At 43.2% G+C, this 12,830-nt stretch carries 10 protein-coding genes; 4 read left to right on the top strand and 6 right to left on the bottom strand.

Going from position 1 to position 12,830, the window contains the following annotated elements:
* Positions 1-5: 5 nt before the first annotated feature.
* From TY87_RS20855 to TY87_RS20835, 5 genes are all read right to left on the bottom strand, one after another.
* On the bottom strand, positions 6-803 hold the full coding sequence (locus tag TY87_RS20855; RefSeq protein WP_072842030.1) for an ATP-binding cassette domain-containing protein: 798 nt from the start codon (positions 801-803) through the stop codon (positions 6-8).
* Positions 803-1,885 carry an ABC transporter permease gene (locus TY87_RS20850; protein ID WP_100188527.1) on the bottom strand — a complete coding sequence of 361 codons (1,083 nt, stop codon included), beginning with the start codon at positions 1,883-1,885 and terminating at the stop codon, positions 803-805. The genes TY87_RS20855 and TY87_RS20850 overlap by 1 nt, the downstream gene beginning before the upstream one ends.
* Before the next feature lie 111 nt (positions 1,886-1,996).
* Complete coding sequence (locus TY87_RS20845) at positions 1,997-3,028, bottom strand: sugar ABC transporter substrate-binding protein (RefSeq protein WP_100188526.1); 1,032 nt, start codon at positions 3,026-3,028, stop codon at positions 1,997-1,999.
* Between the two features lie 154 nt (positions 3,029-3,182).
* Complete coding sequence (locus TY87_RS20840) at positions 3,183-5,711, bottom strand: PAS-domain containing protein (protein WP_100188525.1); 2,529 nt, start codon at positions 5,709-5,711, stop codon at positions 3,183-3,185.
* On the bottom strand, positions 5,712-6,446 hold the full coding sequence (locus tag TY87_RS20835) for a response regulator (RefSeq protein WP_100188524.1): 735 nt from the start codon (positions 6,444-6,446) through the stop codon (positions 5,712-5,714).
* A 122-nt stretch (positions 6,447-6,568) separates the two neighbouring features.
* On the opposite strand from TY87_RS20835, the gene TY87_RS20830 reads away from it, so the two are divergent.
* The gene (locus TY87_RS20830) at positions 6,569-6,883 is read left to right on the top strand and encodes a 2Fe-2S iron-sulfur cluster-binding protein (RefSeq protein ID WP_232617202.1); all 315 of its coding nucleotides are present in this window, start codon (positions 6,569-6,571) and stop codon (positions 6,881-6,883) included.
* A gap of 47 nt (positions 6,884-6,930) precedes the next feature.
* Entirely contained in the window at positions 6,931-9,459 is a 2,529-nt protein-coding gene (hrpB, locus tag TY87_RS20825) for an ATP-dependent helicase HrpB (protein ID WP_100188523.1), read from the top strand.
* Here the strand turns inward: hrpB and TY87_RS20820 are convergent.
* Positions 9,445-10,446 (bottom strand): aminoglycoside phosphotransferase family protein, encoded by a 1,002-nt coding sequence (locus TY87_RS20820; RefSeq protein WP_100188522.1) that lies wholly within the window; start codon positions 10,444-10,446, stop codon positions 9,445-9,447. The two genes, hrpB and TY87_RS20820, sit on opposite strands and share 15 nt — an antisense overlap.
* A gap of 146 nt (positions 10,447-10,592) precedes the next feature.
* On the opposite strand from TY87_RS20820, the gene TY87_RS20815 reads away from it, so the two are divergent.
* Positions 10,593-12,116: an AAA family ATPase gene (locus TY87_RS20815; RefSeq protein WP_100188521.1), complete on the top strand. Its 1,524-nt coding sequence runs from the start codon at positions 10,593-10,595 to the stop codon at positions 12,114-12,116.
* Between the two features lie 436 nt (positions 12,117-12,552).
* The coding region (locus tag TY87_RS22840) for a hypothetical protein (RefSeq protein WP_232617201.1) at positions 12,553-12,830 on the top strand (278 nt) is incomplete at its 3' end.

The following is a 12,830-nucleotide window of genomic DNA, read 5'->3' as shown; positions in this document are numbered from 1 at the left end:
TTATCTTAGGCCGCTTCTTCCTCTGACTCACTAACTTCCATCGCACCTGTCATAATGGCAACGGCATCGGACATAGTATGAGACTGAGGCGTGACAATCGCCGCTCGCTTACCCAAACGATGGATGTGGATACGATCCGCGACTTCAAACACATGCGGCATGTTATGGCTAATCAAGATAATTGGTAATCCGCGATCACGAACCTCTTTGATCAAGTTCAACACTCGACGCGATTCTTTTACACCAAGCGCTGCGGTTGGCTCATCCATTATCACCACTTTGCTACCAAACAAGGCAGAACGAGCAACCGCTACACCCTGACGCTGACCACCCGAAAGTGACTCAACCGCTTGGCTGATATTTTGAATAGTCATTAAGCCCAGCTCGGTCATTTTATCCTTAGCGCGGCGCTCCATTTCTTTCTTATCAAGCATGCGGAACACCGAACCCAAAATACCTGGCTTACGCAGCTCTCTTCCCAAGAATAAATTGTCCGCAATGTTTAATGCTGGTGATACCGCTAAATTTTGATAAACGGTTTCGATGCCTAATGCGCGAGCTTCCATTGGTGAAGAGAAATGCACAGGTTTGCCATCTAATAAAATTTCGCCTTCGTCTGGAATCAAAGCGCCAGACAAGGCTTTGATCAAAGATGATTTACCTGCACCGTTATCACCAATCACCGCTAATATTTCACCTGGGTAGAGTTCAAAGTCAGCATGATCAATGGCTGTCACACTGCCATAGCGTTTGACCAAATTCTTTGTTTGTAACACTGGAGTTTTATCGTATTGTGCAGTCATTATGCTGTCCCTCTTCGAATCCACTGATCAATGCCCACAGCCGAAATAATCAAAATACCGACAGTAAACTCTTGCCATAGCACATCAACACCAGCAAGCGCTAAACCATTTCGGAAGACACCAACAACCAAGGCGCCAATAAGCGTCCCATAAATAGAACCTCGCCCACCAAATAGACTACAGCCACCAATAACCACCGCAGTAATACTGTCGAGGTTTGTCATAGTGCCGGCTTGTGGACTGACCGAACCAATACGACCAATAAGTACCCATGCACCGATAGCACATACCACGCCAGCCAAGACATAGACAGACATCAAAATACGAGTGGTACGAATGCCTGCTAATTTCGCTGCTTCTGGATCATCACCCGTGGCGTAAACATGACGCCCCCATGCTGTCCAATTTAGGGCGTACCAAATAAGAAAGAAAATCCCCAACATCAACAGGGACCCATAAGTCAGTCTTGCCCCGAAGAAATCAATTGTTTGGCCTGTCCATTGCAACAATGGCGCAATATTACTGATGTCCTGCGAGCGAATGGTTTCACTTTTTGAGTACCAAAGATTCAGCGCAAAGAACACATTCCAAGAACCCAAAGTTGCAATAAAAGGCGGTATTTTTAAGCGCGTTATCAATAAACCATTAATAAAACCGGCTAAAGCACCAACCCCGATACCTATCAAAATCGACAAACTTGGATCAATACCATGGTTTACCGCCATCCGCCCCATAACAACGGAGGTCAGAACCATAATGGCACCTACAGACAAGTCAATGCCTGCGGTTAAGATAATCAATGTCTGCGCTACACCAATCACGCCAATAATAGTCACTTGCTGTAGCACTAATGACAAATTAAATGGGTGCAAAAAACGGTCACCGACAATGACACTAAAACTGATAACAGCCAACAGCAACACAATCAAAGGCGCAGCAATTGGATAATGATGAAGAAACTTCTTGAAGCGCTGCAAAGGGGTTTCTCGGCGCTCAAATTGTGCCACATAAGACTGTGCCTGATCTGCGACTTTATCGTGATCAAGTACCGCTGTGGACGGTTTTGTGTTGGTAGAACTCATAGACTACTCCAGACAGGAAACATTGCGCTAGACAGAAAAAGTGCCGTTAGCCAAACTCCCGGCTAACGGCAAATAAGGGCACCTTCACACCCATCTATCACAAGAGATTGATTAGCCCCAACACATCGCTAAACCAGTTGTAGAGCTAACAGAGTTAACACCTTTCACTGGTTCATCAGTAATTAACTGAACGCCTGTATCGAAGAAATCTAGACCATTTGACGCAGAAGGACGTGAGCCAGATTTAGCAAACTCAACAATCGCTGTTACACCTTCAGAGGCCATTTTAAGAGGGAATTGCATAGAAGTAGCGCCGATAACGCCATCTTTGATATTACGAACACCTGGGCAACCACCATCAACAGAAACGATCAATACGTCTTTTTCAAGTCCGAAAGATTTCAATGCTTCATACGCACCAGCAGCAGCGGGTTCGTTAATGGTATAAACCAAGTTAATTTCTGGATCTTTTTGAAGTAGGTTTTCCATCGCACGACGGCCGCCTTCTTCAGAACCTTGAGTCACATCGTTGCCAACAATACGTGGGTCTGTTTCATCGCCCATGCGATTGGGATTTTTAAGATCGATACCAAAACCTTGCAAGAAACCTTGGTCACGCGCAACGTCTACAGTAATTTGGCTTGTGCTCAAATCTAACATGGCAATTTTAGCGTCTTTGGCTTTATCGCCCATTTTCGCTTTTGCCCACATACCAATCATTTCACCGGCTTTAAAGTTATCCGTTGCAAATGTCATGTCTGCTGCACTAGCAGGACTAAGGGCGGTATCTAACGCGATAACAAGCAAACCTGCATCACGTGCTTTTTGAATAGTGGGTACAATAGCTGCGGTATCGCTAGGTGTAATAAGAATACCTTTAGCACCAGCGGCAATTAGATTTTCGATTGCTTGAACCTGAGTTTCGTTGTCGCCATCGTAGCGACCCGCGAAGGTACGCAATTCAACACCAAGCTCAGTGGCTTTTTGCTGTGCGCCTTCTTTCATTTTTACGAAAAATGGGTTGGTATTAGTTTTGGTGATAAGACCGATAATTGGTGCTTCAGCCATAGCCACGGTTGACAGTGTGCCAGCAGCAACTAGACAAGCCAATTTTTTGTACGGAATAAGATGCATGAATTTCATTGTTTTTATAACTCCAATTTTTGTTTTTATTATTGGCAGCGATGCCATTCAAAAACAGATCCAGCCCCGACTCTGCTTTGATAAAACACTATGAAGATAAAAAACTAATGAATAATTTCATCATTTAATCTTTTTTTGTAATATTTGTAACAATTCAATATTCGATCTGAAATATTCCACTTAACTCCTTGATGGTAAAAGGTTTTGAAATAAACAAATCGTCATCTTTTAATTGATATTTTTGTTTCAATTCGTCTCTTGGCAAACCAGACATCAGTAATATTGGTCCGGTAAAGCCAAACGAATCGGAATTCAGGCTGTGCGCCAGCTCAACACCATTCATGGTTCCTGCTAGGTTTACATCCGAAACAATGGCATCAGGAACAATCGCCTTACTTAATGCGTTCATCACAGCTTCGGCACAATCAAAGGTTTGAACCATAAAGCCCATTTTTTCCAATTGCTCGCGCATCACTCGACACACTTCTTCATCATCTTCCACCAACCACACTAAACTAAACTCCGGTAAAAGAATGATGTCTTGTTTGCTCGCTTTTTCTTCGAATACCCTTTTATCTTCTGCTAAAAGATCAATCGATGTAATTTGTTGAGGTAAGAACAGGCAAACACGCGTCCATTTGCCTTTTTCAGAGGTCACTTTGATTTCACCTCCGCTTTGTTTCACAAAACCATAAATCATACTCAAACCCAAACCACTGCCCTTGCCGACTGGTTTAGTGGTAAAGAAAGGCTCAAAAATGCGACCAATCACTTCATCGTCAATACCTTCGCCTGAATCTTCTACTCGAATACGAATCGCAGGAACCTCACTGTCTGGCAAAGTACATAACTTAGTTGAAAAGGCTAAACGGCCGCCGTCAGGCATAGCACTGGAGCTATTCAAGGATAAATTCAATAAGGCATTTTCTAGCTGGGACGGATCAATCAGACTCACCACATCAGGACATTGTAAATCACTCTCGACAACAATATGCGAGCCAACGCTGTATTCGACCAAATCCAGCATACCTTCGATCAAGTCATCTATTGCAATCGACACTGGGAAAAGCTGCTGACGACGACTAAAAGCCAATAAACGCTGCACTAGGTTGCTACTTTTTTCCGAAACAACAAGTGCTCGCTCTATGTAACGGGCTTGATCGGTGGTCTGTGGACGCGAGTCAGACAGCATTTGTAGATTCCCCATGATCGCTGCCAAGAGATTATTAAAGTCATGGGCAACGCCACCAGTCAGTTGCCCTAACATCTCCATTTTTTGCGCCTGACGTAACTGACTTTCAACACTCTTACGCTCAGTTAAATCCGTATATAAGGTAACAAAACCACCTTCAGGCATCGGCTTGGAACGAAACTCGATAATTTTTCCCGAATCAAAATGGCGCTCGAAACTTTGAAAACGTAAATGACGAGAGACATTCACTTCTTCCATATGAACTTGCTGGTTCTCTAGATTTAGGTTTTTATGCTGTCCTTGGTTTATTAAGTTTTGCACTTGGTCAATGGACATGCCGACACTCAAATCATCATCCGATAAATCAAACAATTTCTGATAACCCGAGTTCCAAGCAATCAGAGTGCCTTTTGAGGAAAACACGCTCAGGCCATCATTCATGTTATCGAAGATGGTTTCAAGCAAGCGTTTTTGTTCCGACAATTCGGCGGTGACTTCCAAACGCCTTAAAGCATCACGGCGGAATACCTCGAACGTGTCGGCTAACGTGCCTATTTCGTCATTACGACGTATTCCTGTGTGTTTTGAATCAACACGACCTAAGGAAAGCTGCTCCATATCGTTAGTAACAACACCTAAATCTTTGGTCATCCGCTGGCTATACCAATACAAACGAGTCAGACCCAACAAGAGAAACACGGATATACCAATAATCCAGTTTTGACCACGAGCAACAAACGAAGACACAGCTTGTCGCTGACGACTCACTTTCTTTTGCAATCCGCCCACAAAATCACTGACTTGTTTACTCAGCTGCTCGGATTTAGCTCGAATAGAAATCAGTAGGTAATTTTTACGCTCTTGGATTTGATTCAAACGTCGATGTGCCATCAGTAAGTCTTCTGCAATGCTTGCAACTTGCTCGTTTTGCTCTGATAACTTTAAGTTTTTCAGTATGCTTTCAGGCACTAAACTAGGCGATTCTAATAATTGCAATAACCAGACCAAACCCTGCTGGCTGTTTACGCTGGCAGCATCATCATTAAGAGGTAACTGACGAATACGAAATTGCTGAGCCAAACTGTCTTCGCGCAAGTACAGCTCTTCTCGCACCAAGGCAACAAGCTCTTCAAGCGTGGTTTGTAGATCGTCTAATCGCTCGTCGATATCACGTTGAAAAACAGAATCCGTCAAACTGTCTGCAACACCACGAAGTTCAAGAATACGTCGATGAATACGTTCAGATTCTGTTTGTAATTGAAACGGACGCCCAGAACCTGCGGTATAAGGCGCGATAGCGGCCAACTGAGCAACACCTTCGGCTAAGGTTAAAGACGTGCTGATTTCAGGTAGGGTTTCTGATTCGAATTCTGACAAAGAGGCTTCACTGACTCGCATGGATTGCCAGCCGATACCAACCATAAAAAATGCCACTAAGCTAATCGCTAAGATAGACAAAGAAGCTTTTTGACGGATACTGGTAAAGCGCATCTAATTAATCCGCACTGGGCCTTGGAAAAAATAACCGAGTCCACGTTGCGTTTTAATGAACTCCGGCGTTTTAGGGTTCGCCTCTATCTTTCGTCTTAGGCGTAGAATCAATACATCAACGGTTCGATCAAACACCTCGGTTTCTAAGCCTCGGCTTTGCTCTATTAATTGTTCACGAGAAAAAATACGATCTGGATGCCGAGCCAACACTTCCAACAAAGAAAACTCACCCAAGGTTAAGGTCACCAGCTTGCCGTTTGGATCATGCAAAAGACGCGCGGTTAAATCCAACGTCCAGCTACCAAATTTTAAACAGTCGTGATCTTGATTAATCGTACTTCCCGTCGTTGGTGGCACTTGGTAAGAACGACGCAACAAAGCATGAATTCGCGCCGTGAGTTCACGTAAATTAAACGGCTTCATCATGTAATCGTCTGCGGCTAACTCTAGACCTAAGATTCGATCTGTTTCGTCACCTTTGCCGGTTAACATCATGATTGGCATCACAAAACGCTCTCGAATATCACGAGCGAGATTCAAACCATCTTCTTCGCGCAGATATAAATCCATCAGCACCAAATCCACGGGCTCCGCCTCAAGGTGAAGCCACATCTGGATACCGTTTTCTGCTTCCAGTACTTTGTAACCTTTTTGCGATAAGGCGTCACAAAGCAACTGACGAATATCTTGATCGTCATCCACTACCAATAAGGTCTTTTTATGTTGTTCTGTCATTGTCTGGGTTGGGATCCATTATCGTTGTTATTAGACGCACACCAAGCTAGAGAAGCGGCTATTATTGCGCTATTAATATCATGTTAAAGTTAATAGACAATTAACAAAAGGAAAAGCTTCTCGTGCAGCAAAAACTCATCCCTCAGAAGAAACAGATCCATCTCGCTTTTGTAGATCCTGAGCAGTCCATTCTAGTCGAGAAGGATGAAATCGTGCTAACTGCGTTAGTGTCTGCAGGTATCCCGATTAAGCAAGCATGCACCAATGGTGTTTGCGGTGTTTGTCTGACGCCGTTGTTATCCGGTGAAATTGATTACGCCAATCGACAACCTCACGGCTTAAACGAAAAAGAAAAGCAGAATGGCTACTTTCTACCTTGCATTGCCACATGCAAAAGCGATATCTCCATCGACAGGCCTAAAGTGAGACTGCGCTAACTGCCTAAAAACGTTATCATGAGCGCAGCGAATTAATGAGCCGTCTTATGTCCAGCGAACTGCCAATTTACCAACTGATTCCTCAGCTAAAGCACCAACTATTGCATCACCACGAAGCGATATTAGAAGCCGCTCCCGGTGCAGGTAAAACCACGGTAGTGCCGATTGCCTTAATGGAAGAAGTTTGGCTTAAAAGTCGCAAGATCATCATGTTAGAACCAAGACGCTTAGCAGCCAAAGCGGCGGCAAAGCGCCTTGCAGATACTTTGAAAGAACCGCTTGGACAACGCATTGGTTATCGCATTCGCCATGAAGGAAAAGAAAGCCCACAGACGAAAGTGCTGGTTGTCACCGAAGGCGTGTTAACCCGCATGTTGCATGACGATCCAAGTTTAGATGACATTGCCTTGGTCATCTTTGATGAATTTCACGAGCGTAACCTGCATTCGGATTTAGCCTTTGCCTTGTGCCTACAAGCACGAGAACTGTATCGCGACGAAGACCCACTCAAACTCTTGGTCATGTCCGCGACACTAGATACTGAAGCACTCGAAACACGACTTGGCTGTCCGACGCTCACCAGTCAAGGTCGAAGCTTTCCTATCACTACGCATTACAGTAATAAATCACTCAAGGCATTTCAAATCACCGACGAAGTTGTGCGTCTCACTTGCCAAGCCTTTTACGAAGAGTCTGGCAGCCTATTAGTTTTCCTGCCAGGCCAAAAAGAAATTCGTCAGGCGGCAAGCCAGCTTCAACAACGCTTAGGCCATGAAGCTCATTTAAGCATTTTGCCTTTGTATGGAGAATTAAGCTTAAAAGAACAAGAAGCGGTGATTGAACCCTCTATCGCACCCAATCGTAAAATCGTACTCGCCACAGCTATCGCGCAAACCAGCTTAACCATTGATGGCATTCGTGTGGTGATCGACAGCGGTCTAAGTCGCGAAGCTCGCTTTGATGCCAGTACCGCCACCACACGATTACACACTCGTCGAGCGACACAAGCAGAAACTATTCAACGCATGGGACGAGCTGGACGTACCGAGGAAGGCATTTGCTATCGTTGGTGGAGTGAAGGTCAGCAACATCAGCTCGCACTCCAGGCGCAGCCTCAGATAGAGATCAGTGACCTCAGTAGTTTGGTGATGGATTTAGCAAAATGGGGCGTACAAGAACGCCTTGAATTAGATTGGATTACGCCGCCACCGAACAGCCACTGGCAACAATCGATCGACTTGCTAACCAACTTGCAAGCTCTTGAACAGAATCAAACGTCACAGCCATTCTTAGTATTAAGCGCACTCGGTGAGCAAATGAGTAGCCTCGGTATTGAACCTAGACTTGCTCGATTATTATTGGATGGCAAACAAAACCACAACAGCGATTCAGCCAGCGCTATCTGCACTATTTTGTCGGAAGGCGATCCGTTTGCGAATTATCATAGCGATTTGTCTGATCGATTAAATTGGTTAGCAGGCCACAATCAGGCGCAGAGCAAACGCCCGAGACAGAACTATTTAAATGCTCGACAACAGTGGCACAGACGCAGTCAGCAGATCAGTATTCAACAAGCTTCATTAGATAATAAAAACGATATCGCCTTTTTACTGATTCGAGCTTTTGCGGATAGAATTGCTCAACGCGTTGAACAAGACCATGACAAAACGCGTTACAAACTAGCGAATGGGCGAATGGCAAGCCTGTCGTCTCTTGATCCTTGCGCACAAAGTGAGTGGCTTATTGCACTGGATATCGGCGGCCATCATGGTCAAGAAGAGGATCGTATTTTCCTCGCTTACCCAATTCAGCTCGCCATGCTAACGCAAGACTTTGCGGACTTACTTAGTATTAAGAATCATCTCGCGTGGTCAAAAAAAGACGCGCGTTTATTAAGTGAATCACAACGCTGGATAGGCAAACTTTGTATTGATAAGCAAAAGCTCAGCAAACCTTCTGAAGCCGACATCTGCCAAGCGATTTGCCAATATATTCGCCAAGAAGGTCTTTCCGTTCTACCTTGGAACGAATCCAGTGATCAACTACGAGCGCGTATGCAATTCGCCTTTATACACGATAAGCAAAACCTCTGGCCAGATTGTTCTGACGACGCCTTATTAAATGAGCTAGAAGAATGGCTCGGACCTTATCTTGGCAAAGTGACCAATCAACAAGCCATGAGCAAGCTCGCACTAAACGATATATTGTTAAGTAGATTAGATTGGAACCTACAGCAATTTCTTAATCGAAAAGTGCCCGCTCGAATAACTGTGCCATCTGGGTCGAGTCATGCGATTGATTACTGTGAGCAACAGCCAACCCTAAGAGTGAAACTTCAAGAAATGTTTGGCTACACAAATAGCCCAACCGTGCTCAATCAAATCGTACGTATAGAACTGCTCTCACCGGGACAGCGACCGCTTGCGGTAACACAAGATTTGGCTTTCTTTTGGCGTGAAGCTTACCCAGAAGTACGTAAAGAAATGCGGGGGAGATATCCGAAACATCCTTGGCCAGAAGATCCTATAAGTGCACAAGCCACCGCGAAAACCAATCGAGCGCTAAGATCGTCTTAATTGACTTAGTGCTTGCTCGGTGATTTTCTGGCTAAAAGGCGTGTTCTTAGGATGAGTTGGTGACCAACCCATAATAAAGCGATGAAAATCTGCCCAAGCGATAGGGAACAGATATTGCCACTCTTCAATAACCTCTTGGGCAAAAGCCTGTGATTCCCCTTGCGCCATTAGTTCACGCCCCAATTCCGAAAAATAATGCTCCAGCAAGTAATCTATATTCTCAGTCAACTCAGATCCAGACAAAGCACTTCCTAAAAGATACGCTAAGTCTTGAACGCCAACACCACCACCGGCATATTGAAAATCAACAGCGGCAACCTGATTATCAAGCGGAGAAAAGCAAAAATTAGCCACTTTAGCATCGCCATGAACTAGGGTCTTAAAGCAAGCCTGATCAAGATATTTAGCAAGCTCAGCCGCAGAAGATTTCAATTCTCCCTCAGCCATTGCAGACCATTCTTCTTGTCGAGTATCGAAGTGCCAATAAGTCCCCTTTTTCCATAAATCATGCGGCCACTCTAAAGGAGGCGTTTGGTAAATAAAGCCTGCATGCAACGCAGCTAACCAGTTAATACAAGAGATTAAATAATCACTATTATGGGCATTGTATCGGTCTGAATAACCAGCAGCGTCTAAATCTTCCAATAAGGTTAATCGCTGTCCAGTATGTTTATCATAAAAATCGCCATAACAGAGTGCGACACGAGCCGATATGTGGCATCGTGACGCCCAATTTCGATACCAATTCTGTTCTACTTCATATGAACGAACTTTACGTTGGTGCCCATGATTAGAATGCCAGCCTTTAGGGTGATCTACCTCTAAAGGTATCAAACAGTGCTTAGCAATAACAAAAGAGACAGAATCATTCCCCGTCAATGAATAGCGAATCACTGCGCCATAACCACTCCATAAAGATTGAATCACTTCTTCACGCTTAACGGTACGGGCTTTGCATTGTCGTTTAATAAAAATATCAGGTGTCATAAATTTCGTTCACTGCAATGACTTACATAAAGTAACAAAAGTTAAATACATTTCGAATCCAGTCACAGTTTTTGTCATGTATATCTAACACTCACATGATTAAATTTGTAAAAATCAGCTTACTGTACGGGAAATCATTTCTAACCATGGAATCAAACAATAAACTCTCAAATCACAAACTCTTTAATATCGGCGTTAGGCTGGTAAAATTTGCCTGGGTTGTGGAAATACTCGCCGTCAGCATCGGCTTTCTTATTTCCATCATCGTATCATTTTCTGTCTATGCTGAACTTGATAAAATGGATAGAACCCTCAACTTTGGCGACTACAGCAGCATATTAGTTGCGGCGTTACCTTTCGTACTAGTAGCAGTAGTTGAAGCCTCTAAAATTCCTGTGGCTACAGCTATGATGTATGCAAAGCATACTTCTTGGCGCATCCTCTTCTTTATTGGCCTAGTTCTGCTTGCCTCTATCACCTTTGAAACCATGCTCAATGGCTTTGAACGTAACTTTTCTGGTTTGAATATTGCCATCGACGATAAAAAGAATGCCTCCTTATTACTACAAGGAAAAATCGATGATTTTAATCGTCGTAAAAAAGATATTGATATTATTGATCCTCTGGAAGTAGATAATAATTACCAAAACAGTATTCAAAATGCGAACTCAGCATATTATCAAACCTTAGAAAAAGAACGAGAATACATCAATCGTCAAATTACCAAGCTCAGCTCAGATAACGAAGCAATTCGAGGTTATCAAACAGAAATTACTGAGCTTAATCAAAAAGAACGTGAAATTTATGACGCTTGGGATGTAGAAAGAAGCGCCTTACAAAAGCGCTTACGCGGCTTATTAAATAGCTATGTTGCAGGTTCAGAAAACGATAAAGAAAAACTACAAAGAGAGCTAGACAAACTTAAAGCAGAAATGCAGCAAGAAATGGACGATGCTAACTTCTTTACACGCCCAACTGTTGAGAAAAAATATCGCCAACTAATCACCGAAAAAGAAAATCGTCTGTACACAGTAGCAGATCGGACTATTGGCGATGATGCACTTGCTAAACAAACCAAAAGTGAACAGCAGCTTCAGGATCAACTACAAGTACTCGGACAAGATTATCAGAAGCGTATCGATTTAGGGCGTCAGCGCATGGCTTATTTAGAAGAGCAAATTTTATCTCAAACAAAAGGGCTTGAAGAAAAACGCGATAGCTATAGAACCAACTACGATAAAGTTGCTCAGCAAGCTGCTCAAAACCGTAATGGAACAGTTTCGCGATCAGCCAGCGAAAAAGACTCTCAGCTAGCACAATATGATGAAATTCAAATAGAAGTGAGAGCCATTGATAATCAAATTTATGGTCTTAAACAAGAACAAACATTACTGAAAAATGATATTAACCGCTTGGTTAACTCAAACCAAATCTATCGTCTTGCGGCTTACGTCAGTAATAAAGAGCAAGCGATTGACGTTCCTAAGTCAACTGTTGGATTAGTTGCTTTGGTATGGTTTGCCTCATTGGCCTTTATTAGTGCAGTAACGGGGGTTTTCCTTGCGATTGCAGGTATTTATATGCAACGTATCTATGCGAAAGATGACGAGTACGAAACACACTCACACTATAACGCTTTGAGCACCAGTCAAAATAACAATAACGAGTAGGCAGTCAACTCATCATTGTTAGATAAAACCAGTGTAGGTTCTCTACTCTGGTTTTTTTTCGTTTAACAAATAACAGAACAATATCAAAAGTTATGAAAAAATACTTCAATCCAAGCGACAAATAGCATTAAAGAATACTTGGATCAAAAATATAATATAAAAAATTGTGCATAACAATAACGCTTATCCCCACAATCATTTAGCATATCCGTCACTAGGTATTAAAAAATATCTCACACACGAACTAAACAAACGCTATATCTACTTGCTAATTACATCACTTCTATAACTTCTTCCTGACCTCTTTCTCTAAACAAAAACATTCTGCTTCATAAAAATAGATGAGCAAGTTTATGCGGTTAATAATGATCAAAATATAAGGCATGAGAAAGCAGGCGTTATTCATTCGCCTTTGTCTTAAATTCGCGCCGACGCGATGCGGAACGAAACAGGCGCAAACGAATTGAATGGCATAGTTAGCACTACGAAGCAGCTAAGCCTCTTGGGAGAAGAGTCATACTCTTTTAGGGCTTTTATGGGAATAAATGACGTTAACTCTACATTCTTTGGAATGGCAGGACGTAGACCTATACTTATTCCTTTGCAGCACACGATGATGATGCTCACTTCTGAATGCCTGTGGCAAATAGAAGAAAGATGGGGCGGTGAGTCAACGCCTCATCCCCTTCGGACATCGGTTTCTACCTTTGTGGT

This window comes from Marinomonas sp. BSi20584 (genome assembly GCF_002792415.1).
GTDB classification, from domain to species: Bacteria; Pseudomonadota; Gammaproteobacteria; order Pseudomonadales; family Marinomonadaceae; genus Marinomonas; species Marinomonas polaris.
This window is presented reverse-complemented; position numbering and strand designations above follow the sequence as displayed.